This window comes from Acidobacteriota bacterium (genome assembly GCA_030697165.1).
Lineage (GTDB): Bacteria > Acidobacteriota > Vicinamibacteria > Vicinamibacterales > UBA2999 > 12-FULL-67-14b.
Map to the genome: position 1 here is coordinate 218,713 of JAUYQQ010000001.1, position 18,883 is coordinate 237,595.

The following is an 18,883-nucleotide window of genomic DNA, read 5'->3' on the forward strand; positions in this document are numbered from 1 at the left end:
GAAGTGCGGCCCTGCCAGAAACTGGTCTATACTTTCTATCTGCCTGCGGGAGTGGCGGAATTGGCAGACGCACTAGCTTGAGGTGCTAGCGGGAGCAATCCCGTGGAGGTTCGAGTCCTCTCTTCCGCACCATTCGACTCACCTACGGTTCGCCTCCGGCGAACCGCAGGTTCGCTCATGGCGGGCCATCCACGGGTCGAATGTCCTGAGTAAGCAATAGGTTCGCCGAAGGCGAGCCTATTGCGCATCGAAGGGCAAACTCCAAACCCCTTTGCTAACCAACACCAGACGATGGCATCGTCGTCGGCGTCATGCCATTCGTGTATCTCCTTCGCTGTGTGGATAGCACCTTGTACGTGGGCCACACCCACGACCTCGCCGCTCGCGCGAAAGCCCACAACGACGGCCACGGCTCAGCCTACACGGCATCCCGACGGCCTGTGACCATGGTCTACGCAGAGGAGCACTCTACGCTGCCGGGCGCGGTCACGCGTGAGCATCAGCTCAAGCGATGGACACAGGCAAAGAAGCAGGCCCTCATCGATCGCCGTCTGGCCCCGATGAACGCGCCGGCCCCGCGCGGCCGACGGTGCCGAACGCGTCAACACCCTTGAAGCTCCACGGCCAGGCGCCCAGATAGCCGCCATCGCGGGCGAGCGCCTGGTAATCCTCGGGCCAGTACGCCGGCGGCAGGTGATCGGGCGGATGCTGTCGCGGACTCGCGGCATGCTCACCGATCAACAGCGGCTTGCTCAATCCGAAACTCGCCGCGCTGCGGCCAAACACGGAGAGGTCTCGATCCTGGTAGCGCACGTCAGGGTACGAATGCACCTGGATGAAGTCGAGGCCGTACGCGGGATGGTCCCATTCGGTCGCGAAGCGGACGCGACCCCCGCCCAGCGTGACCAGGGCCGAGGAGCGCGCGTGAATGCTGGCTGACACGTCGCCCACGAACGCCCGCAGTTCGTCGAGGGTCAAGGTCTCGCGGCCAAAGGGCGGCTCGAGGCCGGCCGTCACCCAATCCGGCTCGTTGATGATGTCGAACGAGTGGATGGCCTGCCCGAGGTCGGCGCGCGCGCCGGCCGTGCCGTAGGCATCAAGCAGCGGCTCGACCAACGCGCCAATCATCCCGGCCCGATCGCGAGCGGACGCCGCCATGGCCCGCCTCATCGGATCGTGCATCCAGGCGTAATCGAACAGCACCAGGCACAGGCGCACGCCGGCATCGCGCGCGCACGTCAGGGCCGCGTCCATGTCGGTGAAGAACAGGGTGTCCAGGCCATCGCAGCGGCGATCGGCGCCCCACCGTATTCCGCCGCGACCATCGGTGAACACAAACCACCGCACGACCTCGATGCCCAGGCCGGCCATCGCATGGAGATCGGCTTGCACGTCATCGACATGAGTCGAGACGCCGGTGTGGCTGTTCCAGATATTGCGGCCGAAGTCGCAGCCGTAGTTGGGCCGGCCGTTGACGATGGTCCAGGGATAGTTGATGCCGGCGATCACGTTTCGCGCACGTTCGATCCCATCCTAGCCTAGCCGTGAGAAAATCCCGACATGACACGCTTCGCCTGCCGGCTCCTCATCGCGACCCTGGTGGTCGGCGCCGGCGCGTGCGGCCGCGCTGACTCACCACCGGCGAATGCGACGCCAACGGTCGCCCCGGCGCCTGCCTCACCCGCGCCGGCCGCACGCCGGCCGATCGAGGAAGCGGCGCCTGAACCACCGCCATCAGCGGGCGCCCTTGCCCTGATCAAGGCGCCGGCCCTGGGCGACCTTGACGCCATGGCCAAGCGCGGCCGCATCCGCATTCTCGTGGCGCGGAGCCGCACCTACTACTTCGTGGACAACGACCGTCAGCGCGGCGCGACCTACGACGCGGGCGTGACGTTTGCGCGCTTTGTGACCAGCCGCCTGGGGCCCGGACAGGCGCCGATCTCGGTGGTCTTCATCCCCACCCCTGAGAATGCCCTGGTGGCCGACCTGCTGGCCGGGCGCGGCGACATTGCCGCCAACCTCCGGCAGACGTTCGAGCGCGACGACCAGGTGGCCTTTGCCACGCCGACGCTGACCGGCATTCGCGAGTTGATCGTCACCGGGAGAGGCGAGCGGCCACTCGTGAGCCTGGAAGACGTCGCCGGCCGCAGCATTCACGTGCGCAAGAGCAGCGATCACCACGCGAGCCTGGTGCGCCTGAACGAGCAGCTGAAGAAGATCGATCGCCAACCCGCCCGCATTGCCATGGCCGACGAAGCGCTGACGGACGAGGACCTGCTGGACCGCGTGAACGAAGGCACCTTCCCCGCAACGCTGGCCGACGACTACATCTTCGACGCGCGGCAGCGCGAGCTGACGAGCGTGGCGGCGAACCGGGACGTGGCGGTGAGCCAGGACGGCGTGATCGCGTGGGTCACGCGCAAGGACGCCACGCAGATGCTCGAGGCAATCAACGCCTTCTTCGCCACGCACCGGCCGAAGCCCTGAGCCGCAGATGGGTCACAGCCACAGACTTGACGCAGATTACGAGCCGCAGATTAACGCAGACTACCAGCCGCAGATTATCAAGACAGGCTATTAGCTACGTTATGCGCATCCTGGTTGCTGAAGACGACTCCGTGATCGCCGACTTCGTGGCCCAGGGGCTACGCGAGGCGGGGTTCGTCGTCGACGTGGCCGCCACCGGACCCGACGGCCTCCGCAAGGCGTTGAACGGGACGTACGATGCCGCCGTCATCGACGTGATGCTGCCGGGACTGGACGGCCTCGCATTGATCGAGCAACTGCGGGCGAAGAAAGTGCAGACGCCGGTGCTGATCCTGAGTGCGCGCCACACCGTTGACGACCGCGTGAAGGGCTTGCAGGCCGGCGGCGACGACTACCTGACCAAGCCGTTTGCCTTCGCCGAGTTGCTGGCGCGGGTCCAGGCGCTGCTGCGCCGAGGCGGCGGCACACCGGAAGTGACGCGGCTAGTCGTGGGCGACCTGTCCCTCGACCTGCTGTCGAGAAAGGTCGAGCGCGCCGGCCAGGCCCTGGACCTGCGGCCGCGCGAGTTCGCCCTGCTCGAGTACCTGATGCGGCACCCCGGCCGCGTGCTGTCGAAGACCATGATCCTGTCGCAGGTCTGGGGCTACTCGTTCGACCCGGGCACCAACGTGGTCGACGTACTGGTCTCGCGGCTGCGCGACAAGGTCGACGAAGGGTTCGCGACCAGGCTGATTCATACCGTGCGCGGAGCGGGCTATGTCCTCAAGCTGGATTGAGCGCGCCAGCCAGGCCCTCGGCCTCCGGCTCGCGGCGTGGTACCTCGGCACCTTCCTCGCCAGCACGTTCATCATCGCCGGGCTGACCTACGGGCTGCTCGCGGCGTCGCTCGAGACCCGCGACCACGACATCATCCAGTCCACGCTTCGCGAGTACGCGACGCGCTACCAGGCCGGCGGCCTGCCGGCGCTGGCCCGCGCGATCGAGATCGAACAACGGTCGGGACTGCGCGAGCCGCTGTTCGTGCGGCTGGTCGGGCCGTTCCAGGATGTGCTGCTCTACTCGCTGCCCGAAACCTGGGGCGCGTTCGACCTGTCGGCGCTGCCCGGCGGCCCCAACGACATCTGGGGACAGGTACCCGCACGCGATCGCAACGCGGTGCTCGAGGTGGCCACGTTGACGCTCGGCGGCGGCACCGTGCTGCAGGTCGGCAAGACCAGCGAATCGCGCGACCAGTTGTTGGCGAACTTCCGTCGCGTGCTCCTGCTCGGCGCCGCCGCGGCCGTCGCCATTGGCATCATCGGCGGCTTCTTCCTGACGCGCTCGACGCTCAAGCCGCTGCGCGACCTGCGCGATGCGGTGCAGCGCATTCTCCGCACCGGGCAGACCGACGACCGCGTGCCGGTCTACGGCAGCGGCGATGCGGTCGACGAGTTGAGCGGGTTGTTCAACGCGATGCTGGCGCGGATCACCACGTTGATCCACGGCATGCACAACGCCCTCGACCACGTCGCGCACGACCTGCGCACGCCCATGACGCGCCTGCGCGTCACGGCCGAATCGGCGTTGGCCACCGCCGACCCGGCCCGTCACCGGGAGGCGCTGTCAGACTGCCTGGAAGAATCAGAGCGCGTGCTGTCGATGCTGACGACGCTGATGGACATCTCCGAGGCTGAGACCGGCACCATGAAGCTGAACCGGCAGCCCGTTGATGTGGCGAAGCTCGTGGGCGAAGTGACAGCGGTCTACGAAGACACCGCCGAAGACGCCGGCGTGACGCTGCACGCGCGGGTGTCCGAACATCTAATCGTGACCGCCGACCGCGATCGCCTGCGCCAGGCGCTGGCCAATCTCGTCGATAACGCGATCAAGTACACGCCGCCGGGCGGGCGCGTGGAGCTTGAGGCCGGCAGGCCTGACGGCGGCGGCGTCACCATCAGCGTGCGCGACACCGGCGCCGGGATCCCCGAGCATGAGATCCCGCGCATCTGGGATCGCCTGTACCGAGGCGACCAGAGCCGCACGACCCGCGGCCTGGGCCTGGGCCTGAGCCTCGTTCGGGCTTCAGTGGAGGCCCAGGGCGGCAGGGTCGCGGTGGAGAGCGCCCCCGGCCACGGCTCGACATTCACAATCACCCTGCCGAAGTAGTCGGCCGACTCCCGACTCCCGACTCCCGGCATTACACGGTTGTAATGCTGCGGTAAGGCTCCTGCAAGACCCTCCCACGTCTTACTAAGCATGAAGACGAAAGAGGAGGGTGTAATGACCCGTTCACAAATGAGAGCCGGAGCCGTCGCACTCGCCCTGGGCGCCGCCAGCCTGGGCGCTTGGATCGGCGTGCCGGCCAGTCCCGTCGCCCAGGCCGCTATTACCGCGCCCGTCGCGGCAGACGCCGGTCAGGGCCGTGTGGTCACCCAGGGGTTCGCCGACGTGGTGGCCAAGGTCACCCCGGCAGTCGTCACCATTCGAACCGAGCGTAGCGCGTCGCCACGGATGACGCAGCTGCCGCAACTGCCGGAAGGCTTCGGCGACCTGTTCGGGCAGCGCGCGCCGCGCGGCGGCAGGCCGATGCCGCCGCCACTGCAGCGCGGCCTCGGCTCGGGAGTCATCGTCTCCACCGACGGCTACATCCTGACGAATAACCACGTGGTCGAGGGGTCGGCCCGCATCCAGGTCGAGTTGTCGGATCGCCGCGTGCTCGACGCGAAGCTGATTGGCGCCGACGAGCCGAGTGACCTGGCGGTGATCAAGATCGACGCGGCCGACCTGCCGGTGGTGCCGATCGGCGACTCCACGGCCATGCGCGTGGGCGACCTGGTGCTCGCGGTGGGCAACCCGCTCGGCGTGGGACAGACCGTGACCATGGGCATTGTCAGCGCGAAGGGCCGTGCGACCGGTTTTGGCGACGGCAGCTACGAGGATTTCCTGCAGACCGACGCGCCCATCAACCAGGGCAACTCGGGCGGCGCGCTGGTGAACACGGCCGGCGAACTGGTGGGGATCAACTCGCAGATCCTGTCGCCGTCGGGCGGCAGCATCGGCATTGGCTTCGCGGTGCCCTCGAACATGGCGAAGCACGTGATGGATCAGCTCGTGAGCAACGGCCGGGTGCGTCGCGGCCGGCTCGGCGTCACGGTGCAGGGCGTCACGAGCGACCTGGCGGCGGGCCTGGGCCTCGACAAGACCGAGGGCGCGCTGGTCAGTGATGTGACTCCCGGCGGCGCAGCGGCTCGCGCGGGGCTCAAGCGGGGCGACGTGATCCTGGGCTACCAGGGTCGTCCGGTGGTCGACACGAACGCGTTCCGCAACGAGATTGCCGCGACCACGCCTGGCAGCACGGTGACGCTGCAGGTGTTGCGTGAAGGCAAGTCGAACGAGGTCAAGGCGACCCTCGAAGAGATGGCGGCCGGCACGGCGGCCAATCGCAGCGAGGGCGCGGGCCCCAGCGGTGCTGGCAAGTTCGGCTTGACGATCGAGCCGCTGACGCCGCAGATCGCGAATCGGCTGGAGTTGCCCCGCGACGTGGAAGGCGTGGCGATCACCGCCATCGATCCGTCGGGCGCGGCGGCTTCCGCCGGCCTGCGGGAAGGCGACGTGATCCAGCAGATCAACGGGCGGAGCGTCCGCTCGACCGAGCAGGTGCGGGCAGGACTGGACGCGGCGTCGGATAAGCCGGTCGTCCTGCTCGTGGCCCGCGGCAGCAGCTCGTTCTTCGTGCCGCTGCGCGCTCCGCGCGGCTAGTTGTTAAGGGGCCTGGCACGGTTACACGCGAATTCATTTCAGTTTCTGCAACGTTGCAAAAACTGCCATGATTCAGACGTAACCGTGCCAGGCCCCGATACGATCCGACTCGACAAGCGCCTGAAAGAGGCGCATCCCGATCTATCGTGGCGCCAGATCCGCGAAGCCATTGCCAAGGGGCAGGTCACCGTCGACGGCCAGATCCAGCGAGACGAGGCCGTCGAGAGCGGGCCGACCGCGCGCATCGAGCTCAATCGCAACCGCCCCGCCCAATCGCGAGCCCGCGCCAACTTCCCGATTCTCCACGAGGACGAGCACATCATCGTGCTCAACAAGCCGGCTGGCCTGCTCTCCATTCCCTCGAGTCCAGACGCGGGCAGTTCCGAAGACACCGTGCTGAAGCGCGTGCGCGAGTACATGGCCTTCAAGCTGGGCCACAAGTCGTACGTTGGTATGCTGCACCGCCTCGATCGCGACACGTCTGGATCCCTCGCGGTCGCGCTCTCGAAGGACGCGCATGCGGCGGGACGCGAGATGTTCAAGCGCCACGCCTTCGAACGCCACTACCTGGCGATTGTGCAGGGCATTCCCAACCCGCCACAAGGCACGATTGAGGCGAAGATCTCGACCGGCTATCGCAGCGGACGCCGGAAGCTGGTTGATGACGATGACGAGGGGCTCGAGGCGGCGACCGACTACCGGGTGAAGGAACGGCTGAAAGACGCAGCGCTGCTGGAGTTGCGCCTGCACACGGGCCGGCAGCATCAAATTCGCCTGCACCTCGAGCAGCTTGGTCATCCGCTGCTGGGCGAGCGAGTGTATGTCGAGGGCGACGCGCGCCAGTCGAGGACCGGCAGCGCCAAGGCCGTGGCGAAGCGCAACATGCTGCACGCGTGGACGCTGGCGTTTCAGCATCCGCTGACGGGCGCCCCAATCGCGGTGGCAGCGCCGCCGCCAGAAGATTTCGAAGCGGTCTTGAAGAAACTCCGGTCGCGCAGCTAAGCGCTTGCGGGCCCTGCTCGCTTCGGCGCATGATGCCCGCATGAAACCGTCCGCATTTACGCTGATCCTCGCCGCCGCCCTGGTCGGTGCCTGCGCCCCCACACCGCCTCCGCCACCAGCCCCGTTCTCGGTCGTCGAGGCCACGATTCCCGACATGCAGCAGGCGATGCAGGAGGGGCGCATCACGTCCCGTCAAATCGTCGAGCAGTACCTGGTGCGCATCGCGCTCTACAACGACAAGCTCAACGCCATCGTCACCGTGAACCCGAAAGCGTTGCAGGAGGCCGACCGACTCGATCAGGAGCGCCAGGCGGGCAAGGTCCGCGGTCCGCTTCATGGCATCCCGATCGCGCTCAAGGACAACATTCACACCACCGACCTCCGCACCACCGGCGGTGCGATCGCGTTCGAGAACCTGGTGCCGTCGTACGACGCCACGCTGACCACGAACCTGCGGGACGCCGGCGCGGTGATCATCGCGAAGACGACGCTCACCGAGTTGGCCAATTTCGTGACCAACGGCATGCCCGGCAACTACAACGCGGTGGTCGGCTACGCGATGAATCCGTACGACCCTCGCCGCGACCCGCGGCAGGGGCTGAACGACGGCCGGCCGGTCTTGAACACGGGCGGATCCAGCTCGGGCGTTGGGACGGCCGCCAATTTCTGGGCCGCGAACGTCGGTACAGAGACGTCGGGATCGATCTTGAGTCCGGCGAACCAGAACATGCTTGCTGCCATCAAACCAACCGTGGGCCGCGTCAGCCGTCACGGCATTATTCCGATCACCGCCGATCAGGATACGGCTGGGCCGATGGCCAGGTCGGTGACCGATGCCGCGATCCTGTTCGGCGCGCTCGAAAGCGCCGCGCCCGATCCCAACGATGCGGCGACCACCGCGTGCCAGGCACCGCCCAATCGCGACTACACGCCGTTTCTCAAGCGCGAGGGACTGAAGGGCGCCCGCATCGGCATTCCGCGCGCGAACTACTACGATCGCATCACGCCACCGGGCGAGAAGAACCCCCGCGGCGGCCTGAACGAGGCGCAAGCCAAGTCGATGGCCGACGCGATCGAGATCCTCAAGCAGGAAGGCGCGACGATCGTTGACGCCGACATTCCCAGCGTGGTCGACCAGGACCCGAACAACAACTTCCTGCTCTGGGGCGGCGGATGCAGCAACGGCCCGCGCGATCCGAATTGTTCGTCGGTGCTGTGGTACGGAATGAAGCGCGACTTCAATGCGTGGCTCGCCACGCTCGGCCCGGGGGCGCCGGTGAAGACGCTCGCAGAACTGCGCGCCTTCAATACCGCGCACGCCAATCGCAACGCGATCAAGTACGCGCAGGTCAACCTTGATAGTTCGGACCTGCTCGATCTCGAAAAGGATCGCGCGAAGTGGCAGGTCGATCGCGACAGGGACATCCAGCTGGCCGCGACCCACGGCATCGACGAGGTCATGAAGGCGCAGAAGCTCGACGCGCTGCTGTTCCCGGGCGCGAGCGGCGCCGGGATCGCGGCCAAGCCGGGCTACCCGACCGTGATCGTGCCTTTCGGGCTGTTCGTGCCCCAGCCGCCGGCGACGAGCGCTGGTTCAGCGCCGGCAGGTTATCCCGAGGGCTTCTCGCTCGCGCCCGCGCCGTTCGGCGTCAGCTTTACCGGCATGGCCTGCAGCGAGCCGCGGTTGATCGAGTTGGCGTATGCGTTCGAGCAGGCATCGAAGCGGCGCGTCCCGCCGCCGAGCGCCCCGTAACCACGAAGGACACGAAGGACACCACGAAGGACGCGAAGCAGCGTTTGTCAGCCCACGAATTGATTCGTGTGCTTCGTGATGCCCTTCGTGGCCTTCGTGGTTGTATTTAAGGCAGGTCATTAATGGAATACGAACCGGACGAACAGCCGATTGAGCGCGCGCCGACACCGGAATTCGGCGACCGGGCGCCTGACGGCCCACCGCTGCTGCCGATCGCGATCGGTGCCGTGGCGATCCTGGCGTTGCTCGGCGGCGGTGCGTGGTGGATGTGGCGCAGACCGGCGCCGGTCAACGCGACGCCGGCCGCCGTGGCCGCCACCGAGGTGCCGCTCACGGCGGCAGCGCCACCGCCGGTCGCGTTGCCGCCGCTTGATGAGATGGACGGCTTCCTGCGGCCGTTGCTGCAGGCGCTCTCGACCCGGCCGGAACTGGTGCGCTGGCTGGCCACCGACGACCTGGTGCGGCAACTGGCGGCGGCGATCGCCAAGGCTTCCCAAGGCGACAACCCCGCGGGCGGATTCATGGAACTGGCGCCGACCTCGCGGCTGTCGGTCGCGCGGAGCGGTAACCGCCGCACGATCGATCCCTCCGGCTACCGGCGCTACAACGGCCTCGTCACCACGGTCACGACCATCGATGCCTCGGCGGTCGCCCGGATCTACAAGACCATCCGCCCGCGGCTGAACGAGGCGTACCAGAACATGGGCCACCCGGGGGGCAACGTCGATACCGCGATGCGGCAGGCGCTCGACCTCCTGCTCGACACACCGGTGGTGAAAGATCCGATCGTGCTGGTGGAAGGGGCCGGCGCGCGGTGGGCCTACGCCGATCCCAAGCTGGAGTCGCTCACGTCCACGCAGAAGCAGCTGATTCGCATGGGCCCGGCCCACACCGACGCAATGCTGGTGTGGTTGCGGGCCCTGCAGAGCGGGATTGACCAGTAAACAGGAGCTGATGAGATCAGGAGAAAACATCTCTCGTGATCTCTTGAACTCCTGTAAGCCGTCTAGGGCGCCTCGACCGAGGCGAACCGACGCAGTCAGTAGCGGTGTCTGGCCGGCCGGTCATTTGGCCACTCGTCGCGAGAGTTCGGCAATGAGCGCGGTCCATCCCGTCTGGTGGCTGGCACCAAGGCCGGCGCCGTTGTCGCCGTGGAAGTACTCGTAGAACGGCACATGGTCGCGCCATAGCGGATCACGCTGGAACGTCTCGCAGCCGCCGAACACGGGGCGCCGTCCCTCGTCATCGCGAAGGAAGATGCGCTGCAGACGGCTGGTGAGCTCCCTCGCCACCTCGGCGAGCGTCATCATCACGCCAGAACCGGTTGGGCACTCGATCCGAAAATCATCGCCGTAATAGGCATGAAACTGTGACAGCGCGCGAATCAGCAGCGCATTCATCGGGATCCACACCGGGCCGCGCCAGTTGGAATTGCCGCCGAACATGCCGCTGTCGGACTCGGCCGGCAGATAAGCCACGGTGTGATCCTGGCCGCCGGCATGCACGGTATACGGATGTTGTTCGTGAAAGCGGGACAGCGAGCGGATGCCATAGGGGCTCAGGAATTCCTCTTCATCCAACATCCGGGCCAGGATGCGCCGCAGCCGCTCAGGAGAAACGACGGCCGCGAGCGTCCGCCCCTCGGCGTTCATGTGTTGCGCACCGGTTGGGTGGATGCTGGCGGCCAGTTCCGGCATGTGCGTGAACCGCCGGTTCACGGCGCGCGCGATGGCCGGCACGCGATCGCGCTGCGCCGGCTCGATCACCGTCGTGGCACAGAGCGGCAACAGGCCCACCAGCGACCGGACCTTCAGCCGCTGCGCCCGGCCATCCGGCAGCCGCAGGACGTCGTAGTAAAACCCATCCGCCTCATCCCACATGCCATCGTCGCCAGGCTTGTTCAGGGCGGCGCCAATCCACAGGAAGTGCTCGGCGAACTTGTACGCGAGCTCGTCATAGGTCGGGTCGTGAGCGGCCAGCTCGATGGCGATCTCGAGCATGTTCTGGCAGAACATCGCCATCCACGCGGTGCCGTCGGCCTGCTCGAGGTGGCCGCCGGTCGGCAATTCGGCGCTGCGATCGAACACGCCGATGTTGTCGAGGCCGAGAAAGCCACCGTCAAACACGCTCTTGCCCAGACGGTCCTTGCGATTCACCCACCAGGTGAAGTTGATCAGCAGCTTGCCGAACGCGCGCTTGAGGAAGTCGAGGTCGCCGTGGCCGCGTTGCGCCTCCTCCACGCGGTACTGAAACAGGGTCGCCCACGCATGCACCGGCGGGTTGACGTCGCTGAAATTCCATTCGTAGGCGGGCAGTTCACCGTCGGCGTGCTGGTAGCGCGCCTTCAGCATCAGCACGAGTTGGTGCTTGGCAAAGTCCGGATCCGCCGCGGACATGGCGACGGCGTGGAAGGCCAGGTCCCAGGCGGCGTACCACGGGTACTCCCACTTGTCGGGCATCGAGATGATGTCCTCGTTGAGCATGTGGAACCAGTTGAGGTTCCTGATGGTACAGCCCGGCGGCGGATGCAACGGATTCACGCCGTGCTCGCGCAGCCACAGGTTCACATCGAAGAAGTAATACTGCTTCGTCCAGAACAGACCGGCAAACGCCTGCCGCATGGTCAGCGCCGCGTCGGCCTCGACCGACGCCGGCGTCAGCGTTGCATAGAACTCATCCGCCTCGCGCTGGCGAATCGCGATCGTCTGATCGAACGACGCGAACGCCTCGGCCGACGTCGCCCGATCGCTCAGGCACAGCCGCACCGAGGCCGACTGACCGGCGGCGAGGTCGAGCCGATAGTGCGCGGCCGCCTTGGTGCCGGTCCGTGCTGGATTCACCGCGGCGGCGTTCCCGTGCACGACGAACTCGTGAAAGGCGTCCTTGACGTACGGCTGCGCATTCGGTGTCCCGTACAACCGGGCGGTGTTCGTGTCATTCTCGGTGAACAGCAGCGACGCCTCGCCCTGGCAGTGCAGCCAGCGCTCGCCCAGCTTGGCGTGCGAGGCCTTCACCCTGCGCCCATCCGCCTCGAGCCGGGGCTTCTTGGCGTCGGGCCACCAGCTCCACGTGTTGCGAAACCACAGCGTCGGCAGCAGGTCGATCGTGGCGGCTTCCGGCCCCCGGTTGGTCGCCGTGATCAGGATCAGCACTTCCTCCGGCGACGCCTTGGCGTATTCGACCTGCACGTCGAAGTAGCGATCGCCGTCGAAGACACCGGTGTCGATCAGCTCGTACTCGAACTCGTGGCGCGACCGGCCGGCGTTGGTGCGCACCAGGTCTTCATACGGGAACGCCGCGTGCGGATACTTGTACAGCCACTTCATGTACGAGTGCGTTGGCGTCGCGTCGAGGTAGAAGTAGTATTCCTTGACGTCCTCGCCGTGATTGCCCTCACCGTTGTTCAGGCCGAACAGCCGTTCTTTCAGGATCGCATCGCGGCCGTTCCAGAGCGTGAGGGCGAAACACAGGCGCTGCTTGTGGTCGCTGAAGCCGGCCAGGCCGTCTTCGCCCCAGTGATAGGCGCGCGACCGGGCCTGGTCGTGCGTGAAGTGACCCCACGCGTCGCCATCGTCGCTGTAGTCCTCGCGGACGGTGCCCCACTGCCGCTCGCTCAGATATGGTCCCCACAGTCGCCAGGGCGCGTTCCACTCGTGATCGCTCTCGAGTCGCTCGCGCTCCGCGGAACCCTTCACTTCGGCGTATTCCAGCCGCCCACGTCAGCGGTGAGCCGCTCGGCTTCCGCCGGCCCCCACGTGCCCTGGTCGTAGAAGTGCAAGCCGGTCGGCGGCAAGTCCAGCAGCGGATCGACGATCGCCCAGGCCGCTTCGACGACGTCCTGGCGGGCGAAGAGCGTCGGGTCGCCGTCGAGCGCATCGCCCAGCAGGCGCTCGTATGCATCCATCGTCCCGTGCGATGGCGGCACGGCCAGCAGTTCCACCGGCCGGCCGGTGAGTCCGTCGCCCGGCTGCTTCACGCGCGCGCCAATGGCAATTTCCACATCCGGGCCCAGTCGAAACCGCACGTAGTTTCCGTGGGCCGGCGCCGCCTCGTCGAACACCACCTGCGGCGAGTTCTTGAACTCGACCATCACTTCCGTGCAGGTGGTCGCCAGCTTCTTGCCGCCACGCACGAAGAACGGCACGCCCTGCCAGCGCCAGGAGTCGATCCACAGCTTCAGCGCCGCGAACGTGCCGACCTCGGAGTCGGCCGCCACGCCGGCTTCGTCGCGGTAGCCTTTGAACTGGCCACGCACGAGGTCGCCGGGATCCAGGGGACGCACTGTGCGCAGCACCTTGGCTTGTTCCGAGCGAATCGCGTCGGAGACCGTGCTCGATGGCGCTTCCATGGCCAGCAGTCCCAGCACCTGGAACAGGTGATTCTGGATCACGTCGCGAATGACGCCGGTTTCTTCATAGAAGCTGCCGCGGCCGCTCACCCCGAACGACTCGGCCATGGTGATCTGCACGTTCTCGACATAGTGCCGGTTCCAAATCGGCTCGAGCATCGCGTTGGCGAAGCGGAAGTAAAGGATGTTCTGGACCGCTTCCTTGCCGAGGTAGTGATCGATCCGGAAAATGCTGTGCTCGGGAATGAACCGGTGCAGCGTCTCGCTCAACTCACGCGCCGAGGCGAGGTCGCGGCCGAACGGTTTCTCGACAATGACGCGCGCGCCGGCCACGCAACCGGCGGCGGCCAGGTTCTGCACCACGGCGGGGAACAGGCTGGGGGGAATCGCGAGGTAATGCGCCGGCCGCTTCGCCCCGCCAAGCTCCTTCTTGAGCGCGGCAAACGTCGCCGGATCGTTGTAGTCGCCGTCAACGTAGCGCAGGCGGGCGGCGAGGATCGCAAACGCGTGCTCGTCGAGGCCGCCGTACTCGGTAACGCTGGCGCGCGCGCGCTCGACGAGTTGGTCGCGCGTCCATCCCGACCACGCCACCCCGATCACCGGGACATCGAGTTGACCGCGCCGGGCCATGGCCTGCAGGGCCGGGAAAATCTTCTTGTAGGCGAGGTCACCGGTGGCGCCGAAGAAGACCAGCGCGTCGCTGCGGTCGCGGCTCCCGGTCACGCCTTCTTCTCGAGGTGACCGCCGAACCCCAGGCGCATGGCCGACAACACCTTGTTCTGGAACAGGTCCTGATCGCGCGACGCAAACCGCGCGAACAGCGAGGCCGCCAGAACATGCGCGGGCACGCCCGCGTCGTTGGCCGCCTGCACCGTCCAGCGGCCCTCGCCGGAGTCCGACACGTGGCCGCCGAACTGATCGAGCGCCGGATCGGTCGCCAGTGCGTCAGCCGTGAGATCGAGCAACCACGAGGTGACCACACTGCCACGACGCCAGACTTCGGTGATGTCGGCCAGGTTGAAGTCGTACTGGAAATGCTCGGGATTGCGCAGCGGCGTCGCGTCGGCGTCGTGCGGGTGGGTCGGCTTGCCGATGTTGGCCCGATGCAGGATGTTGAGGCCCTCGGCGTAGGCGGCCATCATGCCGTATTCAATGCCGTTGTGGATCATCTTGACGAAGTGGCCGGCGCCAGCCGGGCCGCAGTGCAGGTAGCCATGTTCGGCGGTGCCGCCGAGCGCGGCGCGGCCCGCGGTGCGCGGGATCGCGCCAATGCCGGGCGCCAGCGTCTTGAACATGGGTTCGAGCCGCTGGACGATGGCGGCTTCGCCACCGATCATCAGGCAGTAGCCGCGCTCGAGCCCCCACACGCCGCCGGAGGTGCCCATGTCGATGTAGTGCAGGCCGTCGGCAGCCAGCCGGGAGGCGCGGGCGATGTCGTCGTGATAGTGCGAATTGCCGCCATCGATGATGACATCGTCGCTCGACAGCAGGGGCCGCAGCTCGTCAATCACGCGATCGACGATGGCGGCCGGCACCATCATGCAGATGGTTCGCGGAGGGGACAGCTGCTGGACGAACTCCGCCAGTGACGCGGCGCCGGTCGCGCCATCGGCGGTCACTTCCGCCACGGCCTCGGCAGAGCGATCGTAGCCGACCGCGGCATGGCCGCCCTTGATCAAGCGTCGCACCATGTTCGCGCCCATCCGCCCCAGTCCGATCATGCCGATCTGCATCGTGTGCTCCTGATGAGGTACTCGCCCGACTCGCCGGCGCGGCCAAAGCCAGTTTACGGCCGTTCGTGCTCATCCGCGGCGGCGACGGCAGGGAGCGGTAGCATAAGGAATCAATGGGCGGTAGAAGTTCACGAAAGCAGCATCCTCGCGCGGGGTCCCCGCACTCGTCCGCCACCCCGCCATGGGGACCCATTCTCGTGGCCGTCGCGTTGATTGTGGGAGCCGGATGGTGGTTTGCGCGCCCTGATCACTCACCGGTGGGTGGGTCGCCGAACGGGCCGGCCACCTCAGCGATGACCACAACCGCAACGGTGTCGGAGTTTCGGCCAACCGTCGAGAATTCGAGCCGGCCGGCGGGCGGACCTCCAGAGGGCATGGTGTGGATTCCCGGCGGTGAGTTCTCCATGGGCGCCGCCGAGGCGCCGGGCATGAACGAGGTCGGCATGCAAGCGACGCGGGACTCGCGGCCGATTCACCGCGTTTACGTCGATGGCTTCTGGATGGACGCTACCGAGGTCACCAATGCGCAGTTCGCGACGTTTGTCGCCGCGACGAAGTACGTGACGATTGCGGAGCGCGTGCCTCGCGCGGAAGACTTCCCCGGCGCCTCGCCCGAGGACCTGTTCGCCGGCTCCGTCGTGTTCACGCCGCCGGCGCACCCGGTGCTGCTGAACGATCACTTTCAGTGGTGGTCGTACGTCAGGCATGCGAACTGGCGGCAGCCGGAAGGCCCCGCGAGCAACCTGAAGGGCCGCGATCAGTTTCCGGTCGTCCAGATCGCCTTCGATGATGCCGTGGCTTATGCCACGTGGGCGGGCAAGCGGTTGCCGACCGAAGCGGAGTGGGAATTTGCCGCGAGAGGCGGTCTGGACGGAAAGCTCTATCCGTGGGGCGACGACTTCATGCCGGCCAACCGCGCGTCGGCCAATAGCCGTCGCGCGATGGCCAACAGCCATCAAGGACACTTCCCCGATCACGACAACGGCGAAGACGGCTTTCGCGGCATTGGGCCGGTCGGCCAGTTCACCCCGAATGGCTACGGCCTGTACGACGTCGCGGGGAACGTGTGGGAGTGGGTCGCCGACTGGTATCGGCCTGACTACTACGCCCGGCTCGCTTCGGCGGGGGGCGTGGCGCGCAACCCGCAGGGACCCTCGACATCGTTCGACCCTGCGGAGCCGGGTGAGAAGAAGCGCGTCCACCGCGGCGGTTCGTTCCTGTGCACGGACCAGTACTGCTCGCGCTACATGGTGGGCACTCGTGGCAAAGGCGAAAGCAGCACCGCAACCAACCACGTCGGGTTCCGCTTGGTCAGCGCGGCGAGACCGGGCGTGCCGTAGGTTAGTGGGACATCGCGTAGACCAGCACATTGATCCCGAACGCGTAGCCCTTGCTGGACATTTCGTAGAAGTACTGGGGGTTCGACGCTTCCTCTTCCCACGAATCGCCAATGTCGGTGTTGTGCGACATCAGCACGAGAATGCGCCCGTGGCCGTCAACAATGGCGCGTGCGTTTGGCACCGCGCTGTCGGAACCACGCTCGGAAGTGCCGCCGCCGCTGTTCCACCAGTGGCCGATCGAGGCAATCTGCGGCATACCGGCGAGGATGAACTGCGCGCGAAACAACGGGTGATCCGGCGGCAGGTCAATGATTGGGTACTGGGCGGGCGGCAGGGCCTTCGCCAGCTGTTCCGCCCAGACCTGGAAGGCATACTCGCCCCAGAAGTCGTCGGCCCACAGGAAGCCGCCCTTGTCGACGTAGGTGCGCAGGGCAGCGGCCTCTGCCTCATCCAGGTACGCGGCGCCCACCTCGGTCATCATCACGAACGGACATTGGAACAGCGCGTCATCGGTCAGGCGGACGACGGCGTGACGGGGATCCTGGGGACCGTCGAACGCGACCGTGGTCTTGGTGAGTTCCGACAGGCGAATCGATAGGTTAATGTCGGCGCGGGGATAGTCCACAGCCCAGTTGGCGCCATCGCCGGCACGGTTCTGGCGGAACGCGGCGCGGCAGAACTGGAAGCGGCCGTCGAAGTCGTCGGTCGTGGCAAACTGCAGGTCGAAGCCGCGGCCGCCGCGGCGCTGCGCTTCGCCGCTGGCAGCGGCGACAAGCGCTAACGCGACGACCAGAGCGAGGCGTTTCACCGGGTCAGTATAGGAGAAACGGGGCGTGGCGGCCGGCGGGTAATTCCGTTCGGCCGCCGCGAACCAAGAGCAGGTCCAGTTCGGCCCCACCGTAGGGACCGCAGGGCAAGCGACTACACCGGCACCTGCAGCAACGGCATCGGCGTGCCTTTCAGCAGCTTCACCAGCGGCCGGACGATCAGGCGAGTCATCCGCCGCGCCCGGTCGGAGCGCGCGCTGTCGGTGGAAATGCCAGTGTTGGCGTACATCTGCCGGTACAGCTTCGAGATCATCACGAACGCGAGGCGCGACTTCAGCGACTTGACGCACTTGGCGCGCTGCCACACCAGCGGCAGGCGGTAGAACTCGTCCCACACCCGCTGCGTGCGTTGACGGATCTCATCGGCCGACATCACCGGGTGCGGCGCGTAGATCTTGGGCCGCAGGTGCTTCGGGATCAGCCAGTGACGCGTCACCGGCACGCCGCCAATCTTCGGCGCATCGCCGGCCACCGAGGCCTCCCACTTCTTGAAGTCGAGCGTGCCCGGAAACGGCGTCAGCATCACGAACTGCGCCAGCGTCACGTCGGCCTGCTGCGCCAGCGCCGCCGTGGCGTCGAAGGTCTGCGGCTTGTCGCTCGGCAGGCCGAAGATGAACGAACCGAGCACGTGCACGCCGCGCTTCTTGAACTCCTGCAGCCGCGACGCCAGCGCGTCGCCCGACAGATTGAAATCCTTATGGATGTCCTTCAGGCCTTCCGGGGTCACGGCTTCGATGCCAACCAGCGCGCCGCGAATGCGGGCGCGGCCCATCGCATCCAGGTACTCGGGATCCTCCGCCGCCTCCATCGTGATCTGCGTGAAGAACACCATGTCGGACGGCATTCTTGCCAGCAGCGCCATCAACGCGAAGCGCTCGTCGCGCAGCGCCTTGAGGTGCTGGTACGCGGTCTTGTCGACGCGCCGTTCGGCCATCCGCAGGTCGGCCAGCGTCACCGGATAGAAGTTGTCGTCGGCGAGTGCGACCAGGCGGAAGCCGAGGCGGCGCAACTGGACGATCTCGTCAATCACCGCGGCCGCCCCGCGCACGCGCGGCAGTTGGCCGTCGGTGCGCCACACCGAGCAGAACGAACAGTGCTTTGGGCAGCCGCGCAGAGTTTGCACCGACGCGATCATGTACTTGTCGGGCGACAGCAGGTCCCAGCGCGCCGCTTGCATGGCGCAGCCTGGGATGCGGCCGCCATCGTACACGCGTTGAAGGGAACCGGCGTGGCAGTCGGCAATCACCTGCCCCCACACCTGATCGCCATCGCCTTTGACCACCGCCTGCGCAGCGCCCTGCTCGAACGGCTCGTCGGGAAACAGCGTGGCGTGAATGCCGCCGTACACGACATGGGCGCCGCGCGCCCGCACGGCGCGACCCAACTCGTAGCCGCGCAGGGCATTCAAGGTGTGAATGCCAATGCCGACCACGTCGCCGGCGGCGACCGATGCCAAATCGAGCTGTTCGATGGTTTCGTCAACAATGTGGGGATCGCCGAACTGCGCTGGGGTGGCGGCCGCGAGTACGTACAACCATCGGGGGGTAATTACCGCAGCCCCAAATGACACGTCACTTGGGTTGATCAAATGGACAGGCATCAGGAATAACTCCTACCTCGACTGTGCTCCCCTTACGGAACGAAGTCAATTCGGA

At 66.7% G+C, this 18,883-nt stretch carries 15 protein-coding genes and 1 tRNA gene; 10 read left to right on the forward strand and 6 right to left on the reverse strand.

All coding sequences use genetic code 11. The features are described 5' to 3' along the window. Window positions 1-45 precede the first annotated feature (45 nt). Together Q8T13_00900 and Q8T13_00905 are read left to right on the forward strand one after the other, a co-directional pair. Window positions 46-132, forward strand: a tRNA-Leu gene (locus Q8T13_00900). 179 nt (window positions 133-311) lie between these two features. Beyond that, window positions 312-614 carry a GIY-YIG nuclease family protein gene (locus Q8T13_00905; protein MDP3716308.1) on the forward strand — a complete coding sequence of 101 codons (303 nt, stop codon included), beginning with the start codon at window positions 312-314 and terminating at the stop codon, window positions 612-614. Here the strand turns inward: Q8T13_00905 and Q8T13_00910 are convergent. Then, window positions 538-1,509 (reverse strand): hypothetical protein, encoded by a 972-nt coding sequence (locus tag Q8T13_00910; protein MDP3716309.1) that lies wholly within the window; start codon window positions 1,507-1,509, stop codon window positions 538-540. The two genes, Q8T13_00905 and Q8T13_00910, sit on opposite strands and share 77 nt — an antisense overlap. A 51-nt stretch (window positions 1,510-1,560) precedes the next feature. Here Q8T13_00910 and Q8T13_00915 point away from each other — a divergent pair, with 51 nt between their 5' ends. From Q8T13_00915 to Q8T13_00945, 7 genes are all read left to right on the forward strand, one after another. Next, the gene (locus tag Q8T13_00915; protein MDP3716310.1) at window positions 1,561-2,487 is read left to right on the forward strand and encodes a transporter substrate-binding domain-containing protein; all 927 of its coding nucleotides are present in this window, start codon (window positions 1,561-1,563) and stop codon (window positions 2,485-2,487) included. Between the two features lie 101 nt (window positions 2,488-2,588). Next, window positions 2,589-3,263, forward strand: coding sequence for a response regulator transcription factor (locus Q8T13_00920; GenBank protein ID MDP3716311.1), 675 nt, complete (start codon window positions 2,589-2,591; stop codon window positions 3,261-3,263). Continuing rightward, entirely contained in the window at window positions 3,244-4,632 is a 1,389-nt protein-coding gene (locus tag Q8T13_00925; protein MDP3716312.1) for a HAMP domain-containing sensor histidine kinase, read from the forward strand. Before Q8T13_00920 ends, Q8T13_00925 begins: the two co-directional genes overlap by 20 nt. Window positions 4,633-4,746: 114 nt before the next feature. Then, a complete protein-coding gene (locus tag Q8T13_00930) occupies window positions 4,747-6,225 on the forward strand; it encodes a DegQ family serine endoprotease (GenBank protein MDP3716313.1) in 1,479 nt (492 codons plus the stop codon). Between the two features lie 84 nt (window positions 6,226-6,309). Next, a complete protein-coding gene (locus Q8T13_00935; protein MDP3716314.1) occupies window positions 6,310-7,227 on the forward strand; it encodes an RluA family pseudouridine synthase in 918 nt (305 codons plus the stop codon). A gap of 40 nt (window positions 7,228-7,267) precedes the next feature. Further along, window positions 7,268-8,980: an amidase family protein gene (locus Q8T13_00940; protein MDP3716315.1), complete on the forward strand. Its 1,713-nt coding sequence runs from the start codon at window positions 7,268-7,270 to the stop codon at window positions 8,978-8,980. Window positions 8,981-9,102: 122 nt separating this feature from the next. Beyond that, complete coding sequence (locus tag Q8T13_00945) at window positions 9,103-9,924, forward strand: DUF3014 domain-containing protein (GenBank protein MDP3716316.1); 822 nt, start codon at window positions 9,103-9,105, stop codon at window positions 9,922-9,924. A gap of 120 nt (window positions 9,925-10,044) precedes the next feature. Here the strand turns inward: Q8T13_00945 and Q8T13_00950 are convergent, their stop codons facing one another. From Q8T13_00950 to gnd, 3 genes are read right to left on the reverse strand one after another with little or no spacing between them, the layout of a single operon-like run. Continuing rightward, a complete protein-coding gene (locus Q8T13_00950; GenBank protein MDP3716317.1) occupies window positions 10,045-12,675 on the reverse strand; it encodes a glucosidase in 2,631 nt (876 codons plus the stop codon). Continuing rightward, a complete protein-coding gene (zwf, locus tag Q8T13_00955; GenBank protein ID MDP3716318.1) occupies window positions 12,672-14,051 on the reverse strand; it encodes a glucose-6-phosphate dehydrogenase in 1,380 nt (459 codons plus the stop codon). The genes Q8T13_00950 and zwf overlap by 4 nt, the downstream gene beginning before the upstream one ends. Then, a complete protein-coding gene (gene gnd / locus Q8T13_00960) occupies window positions 14,048-15,061 on the reverse strand; it encodes a decarboxylating 6-phosphogluconate dehydrogenase (protein MDP3716319.1) in 1,014 nt (337 codons plus the stop codon). The genes zwf and gnd overlap by 4 nt, the downstream gene beginning before the upstream one ends. Before the next feature lie 293 nt (window positions 15,062-15,354). On the opposite strand from gnd, the gene Q8T13_00965 reads away from it, so the two are divergent. Beyond that, the gene (locus Q8T13_00965; protein MDP3716320.1) at window positions 15,355-16,401 is read left to right on the forward strand and encodes a formylglycine-generating enzyme family protein; all 1,047 of its coding nucleotides are present in this window, start codon (window positions 15,355-15,357) and stop codon (window positions 16,399-16,401) included. Window position 16,402: 1 nt separating this feature from the next. On the opposite strand, the gene Q8T13_00970 is transcribed toward Q8T13_00965, so the two are convergent. Both Q8T13_00970 and Q8T13_00975 read right to left on the reverse strand, forming a co-directional pair. Then, a complete protein-coding gene (locus tag Q8T13_00970) occupies window positions 16,403-17,209 on the reverse strand; it encodes a DUF4159 domain-containing protein (GenBank protein ID MDP3716321.1) in 807 nt (268 codons plus the stop codon). A 113-nt stretch (window positions 17,210-17,322) separates the two neighbouring features. After that, window positions 17,323-18,828: a radical SAM protein gene (locus tag Q8T13_00975; GenBank protein ID MDP3716322.1), complete on the reverse strand. Its 1,506-nt coding sequence runs from the start codon at window positions 18,826-18,828 to the stop codon at window positions 17,323-17,325. Window positions 18,829-18,883: the final 55 nt, after the last annotated feature.

Bases quoted from the DNA above. Each gene is read 5' to 3' on its own strand.
- Q8T13_00905 (MDP3716308.1), top strand. From the start codon at position 312: ATGCCATTCGTGTATCTCCTTCGCTGTGTGGATAGCACCTTGTACGTG.
- Q8T13_00940 (MDP3716315.1), top strand. From the start codon at position 7,268: ATGAAACCGTCCGCATTTACGCTGATCCTCGCCGCCGCCCTGGTCGGT.
- Q8T13_00930 (MDP3716313.1), top strand. From the start codon at position 4,747: ATGACCCGTTCACAAATGAGAGCCGGAGCCGTCGCACTCGCCCTGGGC.
- Q8T13_00975 (MDP3716322.1), bottom strand. From the start codon at position 18,828: ATGCCTGTCCATTTGATCAACCCAAGTGACGTGTCATTTGGGGCTGCG.
- gnd (MDP3716319.1), bottom strand. From the start codon at position 15,061: ATGCAGATCGGCATGATCGGACTGGGGCGGATGGGCGCGAACATGGTG.
- Q8T13_00915 (MDP3716310.1), top strand. From the start codon at position 1,561: ATGACACGCTTCGCCTGCCGGCTCCTCATCGCGACCCTGGTGGTCGGC.
- Q8T13_00925 (MDP3716312.1), top strand. From the start codon at position 3,244: ATGTCCTCAAGCTGGATTGAGCGCGCCAGCCAGGCCCTCGGCCTCCGG.
- Q8T13_00920 (MDP3716311.1), top strand. From the start codon at position 2,589: ATGCGCATCCTGGTTGCTGAAGACGACTCCGTGATCGCCGACTTCGTG.
- Q8T13_00945 (MDP3716316.1), top strand. From the start codon at position 9,103: ATGGAATACGAACCGGACGAACAGCCGATTGAGCGCGCGCCGACACCG.
- Q8T13_00965 (MDP3716320.1), top strand. From the start codon at position 15,355: ATGACCACAACCGCAACGGTGTCGGAGTTTCGGCCAACCGTCGAGAAT.